The sequence below is a fragment of the Geobacillus subterraneus genome, from assembly GCF_001618685.1.
Classification (GTDB): domain Bacteria; phylum Bacillota; class Bacilli; order Bacillales; family Anoxybacillaceae; genus Geobacillus; species Geobacillus subterraneus.
Genome location: NZ_CP014342.1, coordinates 1,492,119 through 1,515,851, shown reverse-complemented (window position 1 = coordinate 1,515,851; position 23,733 = coordinate 1,492,119). Strand labels below are relative to the sequence as shown.

General features: G+C 54.7%; 15 protein-coding genes and 1 pseudogene. 5 read left to right on the top strand and 11 right to left on the bottom strand.

Going from position 1 to position 23,733, the window contains the following annotated elements; translation table 11 throughout:
* Positions 1-32 precede the first annotated feature (32 nt).
* The gene (locus GS3922_RS07420; RefSeq protein ID WP_081823186.1) at positions 33-1,502 is read left to right on the top strand and encodes a transposase; all 1,470 of its coding nucleotides are present in this window, start codon (positions 33-35) and stop codon (positions 1,500-1,502) included.
* Here GS3922_RS07420 and GS3922_RS07415 read toward each other — a convergent pair.
* The 5 genes and pseudogenes from GS3922_RS07415 to GS3922_RS07395 all read right to left on the bottom strand — a co-directional run.
* Positions 1,500-2,390 (bottom strand): annotated as a pseudogene (locus GS3922_RS07415) (RNA-guided endonuclease InsQ/TnpB family protein); the annotation flags it as partial. The gene GS3922_RS07420 and the pseudogene GS3922_RS07415 sit on opposite strands and share 3 nt — an antisense overlap.
* Before the next feature lie 206 nt (positions 2,391-2,596).
* A complete protein-coding gene (locus tag GS3922_RS07410; RefSeq protein WP_063165818.1) occupies positions 2,597-2,860 on the bottom strand; it encodes a hypothetical protein in 264 nt (87 codons plus the stop codon).
* Positions 2,861-2,950: 90 nt separating this feature from the next.
* Positions 2,951-7,114 (bottom strand): tetratricopeptide repeat protein, encoded by a 4,164-nt coding sequence (locus GS3922_RS07405; protein WP_063165817.1) that lies wholly within the window; start codon positions 7,112-7,114, stop codon positions 2,951-2,953.
* A gap of 145 nt (positions 7,115-7,259) precedes the next feature.
* Positions 7,260-8,012, bottom strand: coding sequence for an alpha/beta hydrolase (locus GS3922_RS07400; protein WP_063165816.1), 753 nt, complete (start codon positions 8,010-8,012; stop codon positions 7,260-7,262).
* 86 nt (positions 8,013-8,098) lie between these two features.
* Complete coding sequence (locus GS3922_RS07395) at positions 8,099-8,602, bottom strand: metal-dependent hydrolase (protein ID WP_063165815.1); 504 nt, start codon at positions 8,600-8,602, stop codon at positions 8,099-8,101.
* 172 nt (positions 8,603-8,774) lie between these two features.
* Between GS3922_RS07395 and GS3922_RS07390 the strand changes: the two genes are divergently transcribed.
* From GS3922_RS07390 to narI, 4 genes are read left to right on the top strand one after another with little or no spacing between them, the layout of a single operon-like run.
* Positions 8,775-12,461, top strand: a complete 3,687-nt coding sequence (locus GS3922_RS07390) for a nitrate reductase subunit alpha (protein ID WP_063165814.1) — start codon at positions 8,775-8,777, stop codon at positions 12,459-12,461.
* On the top strand, positions 12,451-13,923 hold the full coding sequence (gene narH / locus GS3922_RS07385; protein WP_063165813.1) for a nitrate reductase subunit beta: 1,473 nt from the start codon (positions 12,451-12,453) through the stop codon (positions 13,921-13,923). Before GS3922_RS07390 ends, narH begins: the two co-directional genes overlap by 11 nt.
* Before the next feature lie 52 nt (positions 13,924-13,975).
* Positions 13,976-14,551, top strand: coding sequence for a nitrate reductase molybdenum cofactor assembly chaperone (gene narJ / locus GS3922_RS07380; RefSeq protein ID WP_063165812.1), 576 nt, complete (start codon positions 13,976-13,978; stop codon positions 14,549-14,551).
* The gene (narI, locus tag GS3922_RS07375; protein WP_063165811.1) at positions 14,527-15,231 is read left to right on the top strand and encodes a respiratory nitrate reductase subunit gamma; all 705 of its coding nucleotides are present in this window, start codon (positions 14,527-14,529) and stop codon (positions 15,229-15,231) included. Before narJ ends, narI begins: the two co-directional genes overlap by 25 nt.
* A gap of 216 nt (positions 15,232-15,447) precedes the next feature.
* Here narI and GS3922_RS07370 read toward each other — a convergent pair whose 3' ends face one another.
* The 6 genes from GS3922_RS07370 to GS3922_RS07345 form a co-directional block, all read right to left on the bottom strand.
* Entirely contained in the window at positions 15,448-15,975 is a 528-nt protein-coding gene (locus GS3922_RS07370; RefSeq protein WP_063165810.1) for a hemerythrin domain-containing protein, read from the bottom strand.
* Positions 15,976-16,116: 141 nt separating this feature from the next.
* Entirely contained in the window at positions 16,117-18,411 is a 2,295-nt protein-coding gene (locus tag GS3922_RS07365; RefSeq protein WP_033010899.1) for a thiamine pyrophosphate-dependent enzyme, read from the bottom strand.
* Complete coding sequence (locus GS3922_RS07360; RefSeq protein WP_172796415.1) at positions 18,402-19,418, bottom strand: 2-oxoacid:acceptor oxidoreductase family protein; 1,017 nt, start codon at positions 19,416-19,418, stop codon at positions 18,402-18,404. Before GS3922_RS07360 ends, GS3922_RS07365 begins: the two co-directional genes overlap by 10 nt.
* Positions 19,419-19,604: 186 nt before the next feature.
* Positions 19,605-20,399 (bottom strand): uroporphyrinogen-III synthase, encoded by a 795-nt coding sequence (locus GS3922_RS07355; RefSeq protein ID WP_063165809.1) that lies wholly within the window; start codon positions 20,397-20,399, stop codon positions 19,605-19,607.
* 232 nt (positions 20,400-20,631) lie between these two features.
* A complete protein-coding gene (locus tag GS3922_RS07350; RefSeq protein ID WP_063165808.1) occupies positions 20,632-20,880 on the bottom strand; it encodes a hypothetical protein in 249 nt (82 codons plus the stop codon).
* 306 nt (positions 20,881-21,186) lie between these two features.
* Positions 21,187-23,553 carry an immune inhibitor A domain-containing protein gene (locus tag GS3922_RS07345; RefSeq protein WP_063165807.1) on the bottom strand — a complete coding sequence of 789 codons (2,367 nt, stop codon included), beginning with the start codon at positions 23,551-23,553 and terminating at the stop codon, positions 21,187-21,189.
* Between the last annotated feature and the right edge of the window lie 180 nt (positions 23,554-23,733).

The window sequence follows — 23,733 nt, the reverse complement described above, 5'->3', positions numbered from 1 at the left end:
CTTATGTCGAAAAAGGAAGAAAAATCGTTGGAATGGAGCGTGAGCGGATCATGAAAGCCCCCAAAAACCCTTCGACTCAGCCTCGTCTGTTTCAAGTCATCGACATGGAAGAACTCGTTCCTCCACATCATATCTTGCGCCAAATCAACGAAGCGGTTGACTTTTCCGTCATTCACGATTGGGTGGCTCCCCTGTACACGGAAAAAACGGGTCGCCCGGCGGCGGATCCGGAACGGCTGCTTCGCCTAATGCTGCTCTCGTATTTGTTCGACCACTCTGAGCGGGAGTTGTATGAGATCCTCCCCATGCATGCCGGATACTTGTGGTTTTGCGGTCTCGACTTTGAATCCGTGCTCCATCCGGATCCTCATCACCCCACACTGCCGGATCGAACGACGCTCGTCAAAACACGGAAACGCTGGCGCCAACATGGAATCTTTGACCGGCTGATGACCTATGTGGTGGATCAATGCATCGCGGCGGGGTTGGTCTCGCCGGATGTCCATGCGGCGGCTGACGGCACCCAAGTGCGGGCGAATGCCTCGATCCACAGCTTGCGGGAGGTCAAGCTCGCTCCGGTGGAGACGTTGGAAGACTATCTGGCCCGCACTGCCCGGGAAGATGAACAGACCGAGGCCCGGGATCCGGATGACGACCCACCCTCTCCGTCTCCAAAATCAGGGGAACGCGTCCATGCCGAAGAACGGGGAAACTTCCGTGGAGCCACGTTTTCCAACCGGACCCATCGAAGCGTGACGGATCCGGATGCCCGGTTGTACAAGAAAGGCAAAGGGCAGGAAGCGTATCCTCGGTATCTGGTGCACGACGTCATCGATGTCCAGTCGCGCGTGATTTTATCCAGACGGGCCAGCCTCGCCACTGGAACGGCGGAACGGGAGACGAGTTTGGAGCAGCTGGCTTCGATTCAGTTTCGCCACCCGTCGATTACGATTCGGACCTTGTCTGCGGACAAAGCGTATGGCACCACCGAGTATCTGGAAGCGCTCTTCGTTCAAGGCATCACACCGCTCGTGCCGTTGCGCCGCAAGGAGATGGAGGAGATTCCAACCTGGAAGCGCCGGGCGAAGGATCCCGCTCAGGAAGCAAAGCGCCAGGCGAAAGTCCGAGACGTTCAGATTCGCAATCAAGCGAGGCTCATTCAACAACAGGGCGGCTATCGATCCATTCAAGCCCTTCGCACGCGTTGTGAGCATGTGTTCGCCGAAGGGAAGGAATGTCACGGGCTGGACCGGGCCCGAAGCCGGGGCCTTTACGCCATGGAAGAACAGGCACTGTTGACCGCCGTCGTGCAAAATCTGAAGCGATTGTGCCGGTTTCGAAAAAAACGAGGGGGGACCGGCTCTTTGGCGTGCGCAAAACCGGAATTGGGAGCAGGAAGTCCTGCTCGTCTTCCCATCCTTTGGCGCCAAACGGCGGGGAGAATGGCCTCCAAAATTCGACATGTGGGAAGTCTATGCCCCATTAATTCACCGGCCTTCTAGATTAATATTGCGTTGTAATGTTTCCGCATAGCCAATGACAAGTTTGCCAATTTGATTTTCAATACAGTAGTTAATGATGTAACGGCAAGTCTTGTTGATATAATCATTCACTTTATTATTGCGATTCATAGCAAGCAAAGCCTGTTTACGAGTGGTGCCTTTGATTTTTTGCTTATCTTTTATGCTTTGAAGTCTGGCATTTTCTTTGTTAAACCATTGATTTATACTTTTTAATCTCCGCCCATCAATGATGAATGATCTGCCGTCTGATGTGACACAAGTGGCAAGATTGTTTAATCCTAAATCAATGGCCAGTGCTTTTTGGTCATTTAATTCTCTTTGATCTTCAGGCATTTCATATTTGTACTGAATCTCAAAGAACCTGGCATGATGCTTAGGAATGATTTCAATCTGCTTAATCTTTTTGTCCAGCAACACAGGCGGAATCGTTATCGTGATAGGCTTGTGAGTCTTTTTAAATAGGCGAGAATACGGTATCGTGAATTTGTTGCCGTCTATACGAATCTGGCCAATGATCAGTGAATGAAAGCCATCTTTTTTAAGATATTTTGGAATACTGATAGCCTTGTAGTCATATTTTCCTTGTTTGGCAAGACTGATCAAACCAAAGAAAGATTTAAAGGCTTCATTGACCTTTTTTAAAATTTGCTGTGCCATGTTGCTGTTTAACAGCTTATAGTTTTCGTTAGTTTTTGCAAGATGATCGTTTTTCTCATAATTAAGAAATTCCTTGTGTTCAAAATAGTATTGTCTGACATGGTACAATCCGACGTTGTACATGTTCTTGGCAATATGGCACAGTTCTCGAAGAGTCAAGTATTCTTCTTTGGTCAAACCATTTAGCTGTTGTTTGATACAAAAATACATGTTTTCACCTCCCATCTAACTATATGATACTATATTTTACTGAATCTATCCTATTTTCAGCAAAATATAGTTAAGGCGATTCATCTCCCACTTACTCCGCTTCGCTTCGTTGAAGTGGGAGTCTTCTCGCCTAATTAAGATAAAATCATGATCCATTTCTTCATGAAAAGCCCTCCTTGATCTTGTCCAAACATGATGCGCGTTCATCAAGGAGAGGGCCTTCCATCTTCATCCGTTCGGCTGGCCTGTTCCCGCATCGGGATTTTCCGCCGTTGCGGCAAAAACGGCGGGCGCGATGGAAGCGCCGCGCTCGTGGCGCTTCCATTCGCCCCTTGCTCGCGAACAGAGGCCAACAGCGGCTCACAAAACAGCGAAGCGGCTCTCCGACGCGCGCTCTTATGCCCTTTTACGATCATCCACAATGCCCCGACAAGCGACATATAGACGAATAATTCGATCGGCGCTTCCATGCGTCCCGTTCACCTCCTTTTGTCTCGTCCATCTTCTCTTCTCATACAATAGCAAACTTCTCAGCAAAAGAAAAGCTTGAAGGCCGCCGCTCACACCCGGGCCATGTGCTGAAAGGCCGGCTCCTCGGCCACTAACGCCGCCCACTCTTCGCTCTCATCGTTGGAAAGAACCCGGTCCAGTTCCCGCTTCGCCTCATCGAAACGCCCAAGGAGCGAAAGATAGCGGGCTCGCTCGTAACGAAGGCGGGCATCTTCCGCCGCATGAACACACCGTTCGATGGCCGCCAGCGCCTTGTCGAGACGCCCCATTTCCTCGTACATCGCCGCCAGATGCAGATGCCACTCGCCGTCTTCAGAATACCATTCGGCGCAGCGCTCCCAAAGCGCTGTCGCTTCTTGCAAGCGCCCCGTTTCCTCATATCGTTCGGCAAGCAAGAAGAGCGCGCCGCGGGCGAGCGGCTCTTCAGCCACGATCGCCTGCAGCTGCCGTTCGGCTTGTTCCTGCCGCCCATCTTGAAGCCAAACGGCAGCCTGCAAAACGCGCAGCTCGACATCATCGGGGTCATCGGCGAGCAGCCGATCGAGCCATGTTTGCGCTTCTTGGCATTGTTTGGCATCGTCAGCCGCCAACAAATGCTTGACAAATTCACGCGCCAGTTCAGGCTCCCAACCGCTCGCCAGCGCCTTGCGCCACATTTTTGCGGCGTCGTCCTCCAGTTCCACCGCCGCATAAAAGCGAGCCAGCTCGGCATACGCTTCCGCGTTTTCGCGGTCAAGGCTGATCGCCTCTTCGTACAAATCAATGATGGCGGAAAACAACGAAAACTTCCCGACCCATGCCTTCATTTTCGTCCACCACCGCCCCGGCATTTCATCCATCCGCTGCAGCTCCTCTTCCCAATACGGAAGAAGAGCTGCGGCAGCACGCGCATAGATCGCACGTTTTCTCTGGCGGTCGGCCTGCAAACGCTTCAGTCGGCGGCGCAGCCGCGCCAAGCCTCGTCCGTTTTTTGGAAACATGGCGATGTAAGTGGCATAAAGCGATTCATCGCCCGGATACTCGGCCATCAATTGTTCGAGCATCTCCATCGCTTCTTTCGCTTTTCCTTCCTTTATCATCACTTTGGCGTAATGGTGAAGCGCCTCGCGATCGTGCGGAGCGAGCGAGAGCGCCTTTTCCACCGCTTCTTTCTCCCGCTCGTTCTGCCCGAGCGCTCCATATACATAGCCGAGGCTGTCATAATACCACGCCTCCCCAGCCTGCCGACGGGCGTCAGCCAGCGCCGAAAGGAGCGCAGAAGGTTCGATGAGCGCCGCCATCGATTCGATATCGGCGCGCAGCGGAGCAAGGCGGACCGCTTGAAGCAAATGGGCGCACTGCTGCTCCTTCTCTCCTTCTCCCCCATATAACACAGCCAAACGAAAATGGCAGAGGGCGAATGACGGATCCGCGCGGAGACACGCTTCATAATGCTGTTTCGCCTCGTTTTCGCGCCCAAGCGAAGCGCACAGCTCCGCGAGCCGGAAGAGCGAAAGCGGGTGGTCCATGGCAGCGGCCTCTCGGTATACGGCCATGGCCTTAGACGGCCGGTTTTGCCGCTCGTAAAGGACACCGAGGGACGAATGAGCCGAAGCTAAACTGGGACGAGCGGTGATGAGCTGCTCCAAAAACGTCCGACCGCGCTCTCGAAGAGCTGGTGTTGTCAGCTGGTCGATGTAAAACTCGTACGCCTCTTCCGCATCAAACTGAGCAAGGCGCAGCCCTTCCTCGAGCCATGACAGCGCCGTCCCGCGCCCCTCTTCATCGTCGGCAAAGCCGTAAGCCATCAGCCATTTGCCCGCATTCAGCCAATACTCGCTGTTGTTGGCAAAACGGGTGCGCAGTTCGGCCACATGCCGTCTTGCTGCCTCTCCGTCCCCGCGCTCCACCAAGGCGGAGGCCAGCCCAAGCTGAGCGAACACATCATCCCCATCCAAGGCCAACGCCTGCTCATAGCAGCAAGCGGCTTTTTCTGCCTCTCCTTCGTCCATATAGAAATCGCCAAGCCGAACATAAAGCGGCGCCAACCGTTCCGCGGCGGCAAGCCCTTCGTTGAGCACTGCTTTCGCCTGTTCCCGGTTGCCATCGTCATCATACAAGTCGGCGAGCACGACGTACGGGTACGGCTCCCGCGGATCGAGCGCCTTGGCAACGCGAAAGCCGCGCTCGGCCTTGCGCCGGCGGCCAAGCTCCAAATCGCAGCGAGCCCGCTCATACCAAAGATAGGCATCGCGCCGCTCGCGGCGCACGAGACGGTCAAACCATTCGCGCGCTTCAGCGAAACGCTTTGCGTGGAATAACAACACGCCATGGTTCGTTTCGATAAACAGATCGCCCGGGTACAAGCGAACCGCCACCTGCGAGCAAATGAGCCCTCGTTCCGTATGCCCAGCATACACCAAAGCGAGCGCCTTGTAGCTCCACACTTCCGGCTGATCCGGGTCAAGCTGGAGCGAGGCGCGAAAATAGCGGGCCGCTTCTTCATAGCGGCTCATAAAAAAAGCAATACGGCCGCGCAAGTAATGGTACAGCGGACTTTGCATGTTTCCTTTTGTCTGTTTCAACACCTGTTCCGCCCGCTCCATTTCTTGTGTATAAACATAAGCTTTCGCCGCTGCAAGCAACAGATCGTTATGCCCGGGATACCGCTTCAAGACACGCCCGGTATAATCCAACACCAGCGGTTTCGCCTCATCGCTGCTAAAATGCTTCATGACATACAGCCATGTATACGGAACGTGCTCATGCCGGCGCAAAAAAGCGACAAACGCATCGAAATGCGCCTGTTCGTCTTCATCCATCTTTTCCGCAAAGGCATGAAGTTCACGAAAATAGCGATCTTCCTCCTCGGGAAGCTCGGCGGCGAGCGCCGCTTTTTCCCGGGGAAGCGCAACAATCGACAAATAATGCGTCCCGGCGTACCATTTTTCAATCTCTTCTTCAAGAACGACAAACGGGTCGAATACATTCGGGTCTTGCACATAAAACGCCGCGAGCCGCTCATCGTAGCCAAACAGCACTTGCACGTGGGATGACTGTTCATAGTCGACGCTCAAGAGGACCGGGATTCCTTCATCGATGAACCGCTTCCAGCGGGCAGGCGAGCCGATGAAAAAGCGGCAAACAAACCCGAGCTCCTCCAAATATTGAACGGTCGTTGACAATTTAGAGCCGCGCACGTCAAAAATATGTTCGGCCACCTCATCTTGCGTCCGCGGAGCGCCAAGTACGCGAAGCATCATTTCGATGCTTGCCGGCACACAGTAGTTATGTTTTTGCACAACCGGAACAAGCGGCAGTACGACCGCCCGCTCCCTTTGCCGCCCGAGCGCGCGGGCATACGGCGTTTTCTCAAGCTGCGGCTCGGCTCTTACCAACGACTCAAGCTTCTCCCATTCTCCGAGCTGATCATACAGTTCAGCGCGTAAATGGGTGAAATAACGGCGATGCATATGGAGCGGATTCAAGCGGTCAAGCTCCTCCATCGCCGCGAGCGCCTCGCGGTAGGCGCCTACATCGCGCAGGCGGCGCGCCCGTTCCGCGTAAAACGACAACACTTGCGGGAAACGCCGCCTTCCCTCCTCAAGAACGGCCAGCGCCTCGTGATGACGGCCGTCAAGTGCATACAGGTCAGCGAGAAGCAAATAGCACATATCGCCGCGCTTCGGATCGTCCAACCCGGCCCGGACCGCCTGCTCCGCCCGCTTCCGGTCGCCGATTTCAATGTAAAAATAGCCCCATTTGTCATGGATCGGCACCGTCTCGTAGCGGGCGACTACATCCATCCATTCGCGCGCCTCATCGGCCCGCTGCATATCGAGCAGCGCCCGCACTAACACAAACGCCGCTCGGGCGATCGCTTCATCGGGCTCGTCCGTCTTGCCTTCAAGCGCTTGGGCAAGACGCGGCGTGAGCGCTTCTTCAACATCGAGCGGCCGGCGGGTCTCAAGCCATTCGTCGCACACCCAAGCTAACGTCTGCAGCGTGTTCAACTTCCGGTGGGCATAGCGGGCGACAAGCCCGCTATGGCGGTACATGAGCGCATAATCAAACAGCCGGATGAGCGCCCGAAACGGCTCGATGCTGTCCCATGACGCCATGAGCGGCCGCCATTGAAACAATCCCATGTTTTCTAAATGCGGCCGCACCTGGGCAAGGGCATCCACGATTCGTTTTTCTTCAACGAGCAATGCGATCGGTTTGATATGATTCATACAAAGAAAACTCCCTTATTCTTTTCCCAGCTATTTATAAGTGTAGAACAAGCCCGGCAAAACAGCCACATATTTTTTCACAAAAATACCGACAAACAAAAAATGGCCTCTCCTTTGAACAGGATCAGCCATATACCGATTCGTTTTATCCGGCGTGCTTGGCGAAAAATTCGAGAGACCGTTCAATAATCATCGGTTGATCGTAATCGAGCGTCGCCACATGGTAGCTGTTTCGGAGGCGGACGATCTCTTTCTCCGTCGATGAAATGCCTTGAAAGATGATGTCGGCGTTTCCCGGCGGCACGACGTGATCTTCGTCGGAGACAAAAATCAACGCCGGACAGACGATGCGATCGAGTTTCGCTTTTGTCTGTGCCATCAGCCTAGCCAGCTGAAGGAGCGATGCCGTCGGCGTTTTTTCGTACGCCAGCTCTTTGACATCGGGATTTTTTACGTCCGATCCAATCGAGTCAAGATACCGCGGCACCTCGCCCCCGCCCGTCATCCCAGCGGCGATGGCCGGGATGTCGACAGCGGCGTTAATCGGCACGATGCCGCGGATTTCCGGGTGCTGTTCCGCCAAATAAAGCGTGAGCGTCCCGCCCATCGACAGCCCGGTGACAAAAATGGTTGGGCATCGTTGTTTCAGCCATTCATATCCTTCTTCGACTGAGGCGACCCAATCGTGGAACGTCGTCCGTTCCATGTCTTCGTAATGCGTTCCGTGCCCTTTTAAGCGCGGCAGGCAAACGGTATAGCCGGCTTTCGCATACGCTTCAGCGAGCGGGCGCATGCTGTGGGGCGTGCCCGTGAACCCGTGCGATAACAGCACCCCGACCGGCCCGTGTTCGACGTAAAACGGCTCGGCGCCAGGCAGTACAGGGTATTGTTCGTTCATTTTCTCCTCTCCTCTTGTTCAGTTGTTTTTTCTCCTAAAAAATATGTATTCGACGCTCCGCCCTTTTTCCCTCTTTTTCCACTCGGTCACCAAACGGCCAAAAGCGACCGCCACCATTCGTAAAACAATCCGCTGACGCCAAAATAAACGAAGCCGACCCAGGCAGCGGCAACGAACACCTTTTCCATCCCTTTTCCCGTCCGATAGAGCGGCACTTTCCACCGCTTGGAAGAAAACGGCCAAAACAAAGGCACCCCTTGGACAGAAAAAAAGTCTTCGATAATGTGAAACAAATAACCAAGCACGACCCCGGTGGCAAATGGCGACGCCGATTCGCGCCAGAGGGCGGCGGCGAGGATGCCCCAAACGATGAGCGAATGCGTCATCCTGCGATGGCCGAACGCTTCTTTTACTTTCCCCGCGACGCCGAACGAACGGCGGCCGACATACGACGACGGCTCATCGATGTCAGGAAGAAGGCTGCCGATGACAAGCCCCGCCGTATAAGCAGCGGTAAACGGAAGCGCCGTATACGCCGTCGCCGCCGCCCCCAAGCATAAGGAAACAATAACATGACTCGAATATCGCAACAAACATCCCCTCAAACTTCCATCGTTTTCCCCATTATACCATAACAAAGAATATTTGTTCGTTTCTTTGACGAATTTGTGACAATGGCGCTAGGTGTGACAAAGTTAACATCGCGTTATTGACATCATGGCTATAGTTAAAAGTACACAACGCTAATAAGGAGTGAAGCAAATGAAACGAAAACGATCCCCTCTTGCCAACCGTTTCAAATATATTCGGCCGATCGAGCGCCAAGCCGACGGCCATAGCGAAACAACCTACGGCGACCGCGCCTGGGAAGACGCGTACCGCCGCCGCTGGCAGCACGACAAAGTTGTCCGCTCGACCCATGGCGTCAACTGCACGGGATCGTGCAGCTGGAACATTTACGTCAAAAACGGCATCGTCACCTGGGAAGGACAGCAGCTCGACTATCCGTCGACCGGGCCGGATATGCCGGATTTTGAACCGCGCGGCTGCCCGCGCGGCGCGAGCTTCTCATGGTATATGTACAGCCCGCTGCGCGTCAAATACCCGTATGTCCGCGGCATCTTGCTTGACATGTGGCGCGAGGCGCTCTCCCATCATCCAAACAACCCGCTTGAGGCGTGGAAAAGCATCGTTGAAGACCGCGAAAAAGCGAAGCGCTACAAACAGGCGCGCGGGAAGGGCGGATTCGTGCGCGTCAGCTGGGATGAAGCATTGACGCTTGTCGCCGCTTCTTTATTGTATACGGTCGTCAAATACGGCCCGGACCGCAACGTCGGCTTCTCCCCGATTCCAGCCATGTCGATGGTCAGCCATGCCGCTGGGGCGCGGTTTATGCAGCTGATGGGCGGCCCGATATTAAGCTTTTATGATTGGTACGCCGACTTGCCGCCGGCATCGCCGCAAATTTGGGGCGACCAAACGGACGTGCCGGAATCGAGCGACTGGTACAACGCCGGCTACATCATCACGTGGGGCTCAAACGTCCCGCTCACCCGAACGCCGGACGCCCACTTTTTAGCGGAAGTGCGCTACCGCGGCACGAAAGTCGTGTCCGTCAGCCCGGATTACGCCGAGTCGACGAAATTTGCCGACGATTGGCTGTCGGTGAAACAAGGAACGGACGGCGCTTTAGCGATGGCGATGGGGCACGTCATTTTAAACGAATATTATGTCAAACGGACTGTCCCGTATTTTGAACAATATGCGAAAACATACACCGATTTTCCATTTGTCGTCACGTTAAAACAAGACGGTGGCGCATGGACGGCCGGCCGCTTCTTATTGGCGAAAGATCTTGGCAAACAAACGGGAAACGCCGAATGGAAACCGGTCATCTATGACGAGAACACCGGCACGTTTGCCGTGCCGAACGGAACGATCGGCACGCGCTGGGAAGACAAAGGAAAATGGAACTTGCACCTTGTTGATGAGGAAACGAAACAGCCGCTTGAGCCGCGCCTGTCGTTTTTAGGAAGCGAAGATGAGGTCATGTCGATAAAGCTTCCGTATTTCACCGCTGAGGGCGGAAAAACGATCGAACGCGCGGTCCCGGTGAAAAAAGTGCACACCGAAGCGGGCGACGTTTATGTCACGACCGTCTATGACTTGATTTTGGCCAACTACGGCATCGACCGCGGCATCGGCGGTGTCGTTGCCCGCTCGTATGATGACGAGGTGCCGTTCACCCCGGCGTGGCAAGAAGCGATCACCGGCGTCGACCGCGAACTCGTCGTGAAAATCGCCCGTGAGTTTGCCGACAACGCGATCGACACAAACGGCCGGTCGATGATCATCGTCGGCGCCGGGATCAACCATTGGTTCAACTCCGATACGATTTACCGCGCCGTCTTGAACCTTGTCTTGTTCGTCGGCGCCCAAGGGGTGAATGGCGGCGGTTGGGCCCATTACGTCGGGCAAGAAAAGCTGCGCCCGGCGGAAGGATGGCAGACGATCGCCACTGCTCGCGACTGGGTCGGACCGGCGAAATTGCAAAACGGCACGTCATTCTTTTACTTTGCGACCGACCAATGGCGCTATGAAGAGCGGCCGGTCGATGAGCTCATCTCACCGCTGGCCAAAAAAGCGCGCTATTCACACCCTGGCGATTACAACGTCTTGGCCGCGCGGCTTGGCTGGCTGCCGTCGTACCCGACGTTTAACAAAAACGGCATCGAGCTGTACAACGAAGCAGTAAGCCATGGAGCCCGCACGCCGGAAGAGATCGGCGCCTATGTTGCGAAACAGCTGAAAAAGAAAGAATTGCAGTTTGCGATCGAAGATCCGGACAACGAGGCGAATTTTCCGCGCAACTTGATCGTCTGGCGCGCCAACTTAATCTCAAGCTCCGGCAAAGGGCACGAATACTTCTTAAAACATTTGCTTGGCACGACGAACGGCTTGTTAAACGATGACCGCAACAGCCTGCGCCCGGAAGAAATCCGCTGGCGCGATGAAGCGCCGGAAGGCAAGCTCGATCTGCTTGTCAACCTGGACTTCCGCATGGCCGGCACCGCGCTCTACTCCGATGTCGTCCTGCCGGCAGCGACATGGTATGAAAAACATGACTTAAGCAGCACGGATATGCATCCGTTCGTCCATCCGTTCAATCCAGCCGTGCCTCCGCTCTGGGAAGCGCGCTCGGACTGGGATATTTTCAAATCACTTGCGAAAGCCGTATCTGATGTCGCCAAACAAGCCGGCTTAAAGCCGATGAAAGAAGTCGTCGCCACTCCGCTGTTGCACGATACGGCGCAAGAGCTGGCGCAGCCGTTCGGTGAAGTGAAAGACTGGAGCAAAGGCGAAACTGAACCGATTCCGGGCAAAACGATGCCGAACATTCATGTCATCGAGCGCGACTATACGCTCATTTACGATCAAATGACCGCCCTGGGTCCGAACGTCGCCCGCCAGCCGATCGGCACAAAAGGGATTGCCTGGTCAGCGAAAGACGAGTATGAACAGTTGAAACGCCGGCTCGGCACTGTCCGGCGCGCTTCCATCGCCGACGGCTGCCCGGATATCAGCGAAGCGAAAAAAGCGGCTGAAGCGATTTTGACGCTGTCATCAACTACAAACGGCAAAATGGCGGTGAAAGCGTGGGAGGCGCTTGAGAAAAAGACGGATTTGAAATTGGCCGATTTAGCGAAAGAACGCGAGGAAGAATGCTTTACGTTTGAACAAATCACCGCCCAGCCGAAAACGGTCATCACCTCGCCGGCGTTCAGCGGCTCGGAAAAAGGCGGGCGGCGCTACTCGCCGTTTACGACGAACGTCGAACGGCTCATCCCGTGGCGGACGTTGACCGGCCGGCAGTCGTTTTACATCGATCATGAACTGATGCGCGAGTTTGGCGAAACGATGGCGACGTTCAAGCCGATGTTGCCGCACCGTCCGTTTTCAAACAAACGCCCGAAAGAAAACGGAAAGGAAGTCATCTTGAACTATTTGACGCCGCATAACAAATGGTCGATCCACAGCATGTATTTCGACTCCTTGCCGATGTTGACGCTGTTCCGCGGCGGGCCGACCGTGTGGATGAACAAAGATGATGCGGCCGAAGCCGGCATCAACGACAACGACTGGATTGAATGTTTCAACGAAAACGGCGTCGTCGTCGCCCGCGCCGTCGTCTCGCACCGGCTGCCGCGCGGCATGGCGTTTATGCACCACGCGCAAGACCGCCATATTAACGTGCCGGGCACGAAGCTGACGAACAACCGCGGCGGCACGCACAACAGCCCGACACGCATCCATGTGAAACCGACGCATATGATCGGCGGATACGCGCAATTAAGCTACGGATTCAACTATTACGGACCGACGGGCAACCAACGCGACTTGTTCGTTGTCATCCGCAAATTAGAGGAGGTTGATTGGCTTGAAGATTAAAGCGCAAGTCGGCATGGTCATGAACTTGGATAAATGCATCGGCTGCCACACGTGCAGCGTCACATGCAAAAACACGTGGACGAACCGTCCCGGTGCGGAATATATGTACTTTAACAACGTCGAAACAAAGCCGGGGATCGGCTATCCGAAACAGTGGGAAGACCAAGAGAAATATAAAGGCGGCTGGGAGTTAAAAGACGGCGAATTGCGGCTAAAGTCCGGCTCAAAAGCGATGCGGCTCGTCAACTTGTTCTACAACCCGTACCAGCCGACGATCGATGATTACTACGAACCGTGGAACTACGACTACGAAACATTGACGAACAGCCCGCAAAAACGGCATCAGCCGGTCGCCCGGCCGAAATCGTCCATCACCGGCGAATGGATGGAAGTATCGTGGGGGCCGAACTGGGAAGACGACCTGGCCGGCGCCCATATCACCGGTTTGCGTGATCCGAACGTTGTCAAAATGGAGCAGGTGATCCAAGCGGAATTTGAGGATGTCTTTATGATGTATTTGCCGCGCATTTGCGAACATTGCCTCAATCCGTCATGCGTATCGAGCTGCCCGTCGGGCGCCATGTACAAACGCGACGAGGACGGCATCGTCCTCGTCGACCAAAACGCCTGCCGCGCTTGGCGGTATTGCGTCACGAGCTGCCCGTACAAAAAAGTATATTTCAACTGGCAAACGAACAAAGCGGAAAAATGTACGCTCTGTTTCCCGCGCATCGAAGCCGGCCTGCCGACCATTTGCTCGGAAACGTGCGTCGGCCGCATCCGCTACATCGGCGTCATGCTGTATGATGCGGATCAAGTAAAAGAAGCGGCGAGCGTCGCCGATGAGAAACAGCTGTACCATGCCCAACTGGATATTTTCCTTGACCCGAACGATCCGACTGTCATCGCTGAGGCGAAAAAAGCCGGCATCCCGGATGAATGGATTGCCGCGGCGCAGCGCTCGCCGATTTACAAAATGATCGTCGACTGGAAAATCGCTTTGCCGCTGCATCCGGAATACCGGACGCTGCCAATGGTATGGTACATTCCGCCGCTGAGCCCGATCATGAATACGATCGAAGGAAAAGGAAGCCAAGCGAGCGCCGATGACATCTTCCCGGCCATTGATGAAATGCGCATTCCGATCGAATATTTGGCGAATTTGCTGACGGCGGGCGATACGGCGCACATCCGCACGACATTGAAAAAAATGGCGGCGATGCGTTCGTATATGCGGGCGAAACAAACGAACAAACAGCCGGACATCCGCCTCATTGAGTCGCTCGGCTTAAGCCGTGAAGACATTGAAGAGATGTACCGTTTGCTCGCGATTGCCAAATACGAAGACCGCTTCGTCATTCCGGCATCGCATCGCGAGGAAGTCGCTGACCTCTACGCCGAACAAGGCAGCTGCGGGCTTGCATTTGCCGGCGGTCCAGGCGCCTGCGGCACGCTTTCATGAGGGCGGGGCCATGCCCCCCTTCCCCTTACACAACAAAAATGGAGGATGCACGATGAACAGCGAACAACGGCAAATTGTCTTTTTATGTGTGTCCTATCTGTTGTCCTATCCGGACGAACAGTGGGCTGAATCGCTTCCCGACTGCCTCGAGGCCATCCGTTCGCTCGAGGATGAAACCGTCCGTACGCCGCTTTTGGCAGTGGCCGAACAGCTTGCGGCCACCTCGGCTCGAGAGCGGATGGAGCAATATGTCGAAACATTTGATTTCGGCAAAAAAACGAATTTGTATCTTACGTATATGACAAACGGTGAACAACGCGAGCGCGGAATCGAGCTCGTCGCCTTAAAAGCGCGCTACGAGGCGGCCGGATTCGCCGTCTCCGACCGCGAGCTGCCCGACTACTTGCCGCTCATGCTCGAATTTCTCGCCTATGCGGAGGAGCCTCATGCCATTTCCTTGCTCGCCGATTATGCCGGCCATATCCGCGAAATCGGCGAGCGGTTGGCAGCCGCCGGCAGCCCGTACGTACAGCTATTTGAAACGCTCGACGTTACCTTTATCCAACTCGGCGTCACGCCGATCCCGAAAGGAAGTGCAACGGCATGGTTAGCCAATTTCTCTGGGTGATCGTTCCTTATTTGTCGCTTGTGCTCTTTATCGCCGGCCATGTTTGGCGCTACCAGCGCGATCAGTTCGGCTGGACATCCAAATCAAGCGAACTGCTCGAAAAACGGCAATTGCGCCTTGGAAGCCTTCTCTTCCACTGGGGCATTTTGTTCGTCTTCGTCGGCCACGTGATGGGCATTCTCATTCCGGAACCGTTTTACACGGCGTTAGGCGTTACGGAGGAGATGTACCACGTCATCGCCTTGGCGGGCGGCATTCCGGCTGGTTTGGCGGCCTTCGTTGGTTTAGTGATCCTGTTCCGCCGCCGCCTCACGGTAAAGCGCGTGCGGGCGACAAGCAGCACCGGCGATTGGGTTGCTCTTGGATTTTTGCTCGCTGTCATCGCCAGCGGGCTGTCATCAACGTTTCTGAACATCGATTCGCACGGGTTTGATTACCGGACGACGATCGGCCCGTGGTTTCGCGGCCTTCTTACATTCCGTCCGAACCCAGCTTATATGGAAACGGTGCCGCTTTGGTTTCAAATTCATATTCTCGCTGCATTCGGTTTGTTCGCTGTCTGGCCGTTCACCCGCCTCGTTCACGTGTTCAGCTTTCCGCTCCGCTACTTGCAGCGCAGCTACGTCGTCTATCGGAAGCGAATGCCAAAACAAGCAGAGCCGTTCAACCGCGCCAAATAAGCGAGCGGCGTGCGTCACATCAGGAACCCTAAACTGAACAGGCGGGGGCAAACCGATTGCCTAACAGCCGGCCTGTCAACTTTAACGGCGGCGGAAACGAAACAACGTGCGCTTCCGCATATCCTAACGATCATGCATAACAACCTGCCAATAAATGAACCAATAATAAAAAACAGGATGCCCGTCGTTTGGGGCATCCTGTTTTCCATTTGTTACTTAGTTAATGCGCGCAAACAGCTCTTCTTTCTCCGCATCGGACAACAGCCGCTCGGCCATCGGGAAGAGCACGTTCTCCTCTTTCATGAAGTGCTCATCCAAAATGTGATGCGCCTCGATGACCGCGCCGGCAAGCATCAACGCCTGTCTGCTGTCGATGTTCTCCGGCAGCTGGGCGGTCTTTTCTAAAAACATGGAAAGGCGCGCTTTCGCCTGTTCGTGTTCGTATTCCATGACGGCAATAGGGCCGGTCGTCCGCCCGATGTACCGAGCCATCATCGGGAACAATACGCCTTCTTCCCGCTCCGAATGCGGATCTAGAGCGGCGACGAACGATTCAACTTTTTCTCTCAAATCAGCGAGCGGCTCGCGCCAGTTGCGGTCATCTGTCCCTTGGCCGATCGCTTCCGCTGTGGCAAGCAGCTGCTCCATTTGGACGCGCAGCGGGCCGTGTTCTTGTTTTAATTGCGCCAGTCCGGCGCATAGTTTCACCCCTTCAGGGCCGCCCATATGGCAAAATGAATGCATCATCGATTCCTCCTTTTTATGATCCGTCCGTTGTTTCCATTATACTGTGTGCAGCATCTCCATCGTTGTGAGTCATATCACACCGCCGACAGGGAAGCGCAAAAAAAAACAGCACGCGCGCGGCGTGCTGCAGTAATCCTTTTATAGATACGGATGTTCATGCTTCGCTTTTAAGATCGTCCATCTTCGTTCGACTTCCTCCTCCAACTCGCGCAACAAATCTTCGTTTTCTTTTCGGAGCAAATGTTTCGTTTTTCCCATATATTTCAGCCATTCCCTCAACGGGACGCGGCGTCCTTTCGCCTCCGGGTCGTACGTGATCGTCGTTTTCCCCCGTTCGACTTCGTACAGCGGGAAAAAGCACGAATTCACCGCCGCCTGCAAAATGGTTTCCCCGTACCGTTCTTCTGACTTCCAGTTAAGCGGACAAGTAATGAGCAGCTTGCCGTACACCGTTCCTTCATGCTGTGCATACCATTGCGCTTTCGCTGCTTTTTTCACCAAATCTTGCGGAAACGCTTCCGTTCCGGTGAAGACGTACGGGATGTTCGTCGCTGCCATGATTTGCGGCGTATCTTTATGATGGAACGATTTTCCGCGCTGTCCTTTCCCGACCCCGGTCGTCGTGGTCATATGTCCCATTGGGGTCGAGTACGACATTTGCGCCCCGGTGTTCATATAGCCTTCATTGTCGTATTCAATGATGATCAGCTTATGGTTGCGCAGCGCCGCCCCGATAGCCGACCCCATGCCGATGTCCATCCCGCCGTCGCCGGTGACCATGACAAACGTGACATCATCCGAGACGTCAAGCTCGCCGCGCCGCTTCAGTTCAAAGAACGCTTCGACCATGCCGGAGAGCGTGGCCGCCCCGTTTTGGAACAAATTGTGCACCATCGTTTGTTTATGCGAGCTGTACGGATACGCGGCGGAAACGACATACGCGCACCCGGTTTGGAACAAGACGACGATATCGCCTTCAATTCCTTTGAAAAACAGCTCGAGCCCCGGGAAAATACCGCATCCCGGGCATGCCCCGTGCCCTGGGGCGAGCCGCTTCGGCTTGGCCGTCAACGCCCGCAGCGGCGGGATTTTAACGTTTAGCCGTTTCGTTTTGTCGTCGACCGTCACGTGGATGAGCCCGCTGCGAAACGCATCGCCATGAAGCGGTTCAAGCAGCCGTTTCGGTTGCCGTTCAAGACGTCCGGGGACGTGGCCGAAATAATCAAACGTTTTTTCCGCTTTTCCTTTTTCCATCGCATCAATGGCCATCCGGAACAACGCTTCGGCATCTTCGGCGTAAAAATCTTTGCCGCCAAGGCCGTAAACGCGGCTTAATACGATCGTTTGATTGTTTTGGTCTTCCTGCAGCGCCGCTTTCACTTCATGCGTCATGTTCGCCCCGTGCGCCCCGTACGAATCGGCCCGCTCGCCGATCAACAGCGCTTTCACATGTTTCAGCGCCTGGCGGATCTCCTCGGCCGGAAACGGACGAATGATGTTCGGGCTGATGACGCCCGCCTTCACCCCTTGTTTACGCAGACGATCAGCTACATCTTTCGCTGTCTCTGCTGCGGAGTTGAGCAAAAACAGCGCCACTTCGGCATCTTCCATCCGGTATAAATCGAGCGGCTCATAGCGGCGCCCCGACCATGCTTCATATTCCGCGGCCACCTGCCGGAACACATCGCCAGCCCGGTACAAAGCAACGGACTGTTGATAATGGTTGTTGATCAAATCATCCCCGCCCATATGCGCCCCGATCGTCACAGGCCGTTTCGGATCAGCCGCTGTCGGGAACCCTTCTTTGCGCGGGCCGATGAACCCCTGCACCGTTTCCCGATCGCGAAAATAATGTACTTTCCGTTTTTGGTGCGAGGTGAAAAACCCGTCGTACGCGATGATGACCGGCAGGCGGACGTCCTCATGCTCGGCGATTTTGAGCGCCATGACGTTCATATCGTAAACCGCTTGCGGCGTGCGGGCCAGCAGCACGACCCAGCCGGTGTTGAGCGTAAAATACAAATCGGAATGGTCGCCGTGAATATCAAGCGGGCCGCTGACCGAGCGGGTGACGAGATTCAGCACCATCGGAAAACGGGTGCCTGATTGCACCGGCAGCTGTTCAAGCATGTACATCAGCCCGTTGGCGCTCGTGGCGTTCAGCACGCGCGCCCCCATGAGCGACGCGCCGTAGCAAATCCCCGCTGAACCGTGCTCGCCATCTGCTGGAATGAGCTTCGTTTCATGCTCGCCCCGCCCTTTCATTTGATCGAGCAGCTGGGCGATTTCCGTTGACGGCGTGATCGGGAAGTAGCCCATAATGTGATAGTTAATTTGGCTCGCCGCTAACGCCGCCATTTCATTGCCGGAGGCAAACGTCGTCTCTTGCACCGCTCGGTTGGTCATCTCAATATCTTTTTCAATCATTGCCATGCTTCCATTCCCCCTTTCATGAACGAAAACGAATGTTTCAACGAATGCGCTTCGGCGAACCCGGGCGTTTCCCGTTCGGCCACAAGCGCAGCTGTCGGACACGCTTCAACACATTTTAAACAGCCTTTGCAATATTGATAGTCAATGCCGGCTAAAAACATCTGTTTGCGCCCTTTTTTGTCCACCCGTTCCTCCCAGACGAAGCAAAGGTCGGGACAGACGTTGTCACAGGCGACGCAATGAATGCATTTATCGGCTTCCCAACGCGGCAAAAACCCCTGCCGGGAACCGCTTACATTTTTCAACAAACTATTTCCGCCAGCGACAATAACCCCACCGATCAGCTGCGTTTCATAGCCAAATCGAGGAGCCGGGCGGACGAACGTTCTTTCCTCCGCCGGAGCGGGAACTGTTTGAATGTGCACTTCCTCATACCCGCGACGAAAAGCACGAAGATTCGCTTCGACGAGATGCGGCGCTTTTGTGGCGAACGTCTGGCGAATCACCACCTCCATCGCTTCCGGTTGGATGAAGGGACAAACACGCAACAGCGCTCCTATCATCGGCGTATTGATTTTCACCTGTTCCTCAACGGCGATGCCGAGCGCATCGACTGTCACTAACGTCCCGTAAGGAAGGCGCAAGTCGCGGCGAATGTCATCAAATCCGCGCGTTGAGTTGACGACTACCGTCCCGTCAGCGACAAGGCCGCTCGTCACATCGACCATTTTAGCGAGCGCCTCGTGAAACACACCGATGACGTGCGGGGTGGCAATCGGGCTATGGTCGCGAATTTCAATCTGCGGCTCGCAAAAGCGGATAAAGCTTTTGACCGGTGTTCCTTTTTTCTCGGAACCGTACGAGGAAAAGTTTGCCCCATTCAGTCCCGACCATAACACTCCGGCCTCAGCGAGCATTTTTCCCGCCAAGTTTGCCCCGAGCCCGCCGATCGACTCAAGGCGGATCTCAAAAAAGCCTTGCTCATTTGTTTTTGGCAGCATCGTCATCCCCTCCCATATGCAAAATACATCCCCAGTTTTATTATAAGCGGAAAACGTTCGAAAAACTGTGACAAAAAACAAACAGTTTAGCATTTTTGATGAAACACATAATATAAAACAGTTAACGACAAGATGAGTTCTTATATAACAGACGGGACAGTTGATATAAAACAAAAAAGCCCCCAACGGGGCTTATTGTTGAAAATAACGGGCAAGCGTCACAATCATCGCTCCCATCCGCTCATGTTCCGGAGCAATGACGCGGCTGACTCCTTCTTCCTCGAGCGCTTCTTGCGTCACTTTACCGACAGCGCAAGCGACGACATCGGTGCGGAACGCCTCAAGCAGCGGGGTGATGTCTTGTTTCTCGCGGGCAAACGAAAAGAAAAAACGGACTTGCATCGCCGATGTAAAACAGACGGCGTCGACCTCACGCCCGATGATTTCTCTGTATAGCGTCTCGAGCGTCTCCCGATCCGGGGCGACATGCCGGTACGGGAACAGTTGTGTATACGATGCGCCGCGCGCAAGGAAAAATTGCTTTAAGGCCGGCGCGGTATCGCCGTACAGCTGCGCAACGACTTTCTTGCCGGCAAAGTCGTGCGCACCAAGGGCGCGGATCAGCCCTTTCGTCGTTCCGTCCTCGCTCGCTGTCATCGGGATGACGCCGGCTTTTTTTAAGACCGCCACTGTTTTATAGCCGCGGGCGGCAACGTTCGTTTCTTGGACCGTTTGTGTCCACTCAGCAGCCATCCCTTCTCTTTCAGCCGCTTCCCAAAGCGCCTCGGCTCCGATGCCGGTCGTAAACACGATCCAGTCCGGCCGCATCGCGATGACCGCCCGCATTTCTTCCCCCAGTTCTTTCCCTTTGGCGAATACCGTTCCCTGTGCCGGACGGATGACGGCCGTTCCTCCTTGCTTTTCAATCAGGGCTGTCATCTCGTCCAACTTGCGCGAAGCACATAAGGCAATCCGTTTGCCGCGCATGTTCTTTCCTCCTAATCGTCGGTATCTGTCCCTTCCATTCTAAAAGATCGCTCCATCCCGCGCAACAAAAACGGAAAGGCACCGCCTAGCAAACACCGCCGCCAATACCGGCGGCCAACACGTTTCTGCTCACCGAAATGGTAGCTGCAGCTGCCAGAACATCCGCTCCAGTGCTGCCAATAGCATAAGCTACACCATAAAAAACGCGCCCCTAAAGGCGCGTGTTACCGTCTTAGCGAGTATGTACAGTGGCTTCCTCTCCCCGGCGGTCAAACGAGCCGGTGATGCGCGTCGGCTGCACAGAGATGATCCCATCTAGCGGGATGTTCATCAACCGCATTTGCCGGTTGTAAACGAACAGTTTGCGCGCTTCCTGGTACAACTTGACCGGCAACACGACCGCTTCCCCTTGCGCTGTTTGCACGCGCACTGGCTGCTTTTGGGCAATCCACACCGAAAGCTGCTGGCACAATTCCTTCATTCATTCGCTCCCCCTTCTCATCCATTCCTACTTATGATTATAAAAGGAAAAGACGGAAAAAGGAGTGAAGAAAAATCAACAAATTCGACGAATGAATGACAAATGATGTCGAGAACTATTGCTCAACGTTTCACCAACGTTTTCCGCCTTCGATCAACCGAACGCTATTTTCGTTTTCCCTACATTAGCTAAAAACCTTCTGTTGTTTGCGAAAGGAGCGAGATAAAAACTTCCGGAATAGTTCAGTGCGCATCTGCACAAAACAGGTGCCCCGTTGCCTTCGGGACACCCGTTTTGCGCTTCGCATCAGCGGTAAATCAATACGCGCGCCGCAGTGCGGTCGGCGCTTTCACCGACGACGCGGATTTTCAAGCCGTACCCCGGCACGTTCCGTCCGGCATCAACGGCTCCTTTATTGTGGTACGATCGGCTGTCATCAAAAACCGTCAGCGGCGATGTGTCGTTGTCGATCAGTTGCGAGCCGTCAATTTTAACGCGGAACGGCGCACCTTTTTGCAAACTGAACGCCGCATCATGCACTTGATAGCGCGTCGAGGCCACCGTATTGCCCGACCATTTCAACGCGTGTTGATCAGCGTCCACAACGCCGAGGAACCCTTCGCCCGGATGGATGCCCGTCCAGTTGTTGTCATATGACTCATCGACATACCAGACAACAAGGCCCGGGTCGTACGACAGCAGTTGATCGCCGCGCAAAATATGGGCCAATCCTTCATCGACGCCGCGATGATTGCGCCACTCAAGCAAGTAGTAATGTTTCGAGCGCAGCGTGCCGTCGCTTTTCGCAAAACCGTCCAACGCGAAGGCGCTCTCGCTCTCCGCTCCGTCCGTAAGTACGGCCGTTTTGTCCGCCGTCACTTGAATATTGTCAATATACCAGCCGGCTTCCGATACATACGCATCGGTGACATAACGGAAACGCAGCTCAACCGTTTGGCCTGCGTACGCTGACAAATCAAATTCGGCTTTCACCCAGCCGTCTGATGTGCCGGTAATGCCGTCGCCCGGATTTTGCCCGTTCGGGTTGTCGGTCGTTGTAAGATTTCCTGAAACAGTGACCCATTGGCCTGAACCTTGCTCCTTCACTTCCACCGCGCCGTAATCCCAATCTTTCTCAATGGCGTACCATGTATCAAACGTCAATACCGCTTGTGATGCGCCGGTCAAATCAATCGTCGTGGACATAGAGCTGTTCAAATCGTTCCCCTTGCCGGAGAAGTACGCATAGGCGCCGGCAGCCGGAGAAGCGATGACGGTTTTCTTGTCCGGCAAGTTGATGCGCACCGCATCGTTGTTTGTCCCTTTTGTATTGGCTTCATCCAATACTACCTCTACCCCTTTTTCCGTCACTTCATCCCATTCGACGGTCGTTCCGTGCAGCCAGTTGCTTCCCGGCATAGTTGACTGCAAAAACTGTTTCGCCCAGGCGCTGAAGCCGGTCGGCTCGGTGCCCGGAATGCGCCCCGCCCAGCTGCCGCTCGACATGATGGACCAGTACGCAATCGGTTCGCCCAATCCGGAGTAAATCGTATCGTATTCATCCGGCAGCCCCAAATCATGGCCGTATTCGTGGGCAAACACTCCCGCCGCCCCATCAGCCGGCTCGACCGTATAGTCATAGGCCGCCAGTTGGCCGCGCCAATACGGCACCTCAGCCGTCGTGTTCGGAATGCGGTATACCGATCCTAAATTCCAACGGTGCGACCAAATGGCATCGCCGCCAAGCGAACCGCCGCCCGCCTCTTCACCGACACTCGAGTGGATGATCATTAAATGGTCGATCAAGCCGTCCGGCTCACGGTAGTTGCCGTCGCCGTCCAAATCGTACCGATCCTCCTGGTCAAACTCGCGCAAGTTAATGGACGGATCGTTGGCTGCCGCCGCGAGCGCTTCACGCACAAGCGCGCGCGGGTTCGCGTCGTTCCCGTCCGGCGCCGGCACATTGGTGCCGTAATAGCTGGCAGGGTGCTGGGCTTTGTACCAGCCGGCAACCTTTCCTTCGATAGAATAGCTGCCGCCCGATTGCTCTTCATAATACTTTTTCACCGAGATGAGCTTTTCACCGTTCGGTCCTTCATAATAGCCGTCATCGCCGCCAAAAATCATGTCCTCATAGTGCTCGCGTGTATAGTCTTCGTAATACATGTCTGTTTCATTTGGCTGGATGCTGTTGTGCGGAAAATCCGGATATTCGATGAGCAAAACGAGCACCCGGTCGACCCGTTTGTCTCCGTTCCACGGCTCCGGTTGGACAGACGGCACGGAAGTTGCTTTCGATTGGCCGAGTTTTTTCCCTTTCCCATTCAGCACGCCGTTTGCCTGCTGTTGATCTTGCAATGCTTTGGCCCGCTTCTTCTCGTTTTCGTACAGTTCTCCCTTCTCCCGCGGCATGTGGGCCGCCTTTTGCCGCAAATACTCGCGCACCGCCTGCTCCGCCTCCACCGGAGTCGCATTGGCGCGAAGCGTTCCGTTTCGTTTTAACATCTCCGCCAGCTTTTCTTCGTTGACAATCGCGAAATCGAACGGCCCGCCTTGCTTCGCCGCCGGAATCGCCGCCGCGCTGGCCGCTTGCGGCGCTTTTGCCGGCGCTGCCCATAGCCCGATTCCGAGCGACAACGCCGCCGTCAATGAGAGAATAGACCGTTTTTTCAAAAAGACTCTCCCCCAATCAAAATTTTAGTAGAATTCTATATAATTAAAATATTATACAATATCTAGCAAAATGAAAGAGAATTTTTTCACAGACACAAAATAGTTCTTTTTACCTACCGTTGTCGAAAAAACAAGATTTATATCAAAAAAAGGCTATGAATTCTGCCTTAACATCCCGGG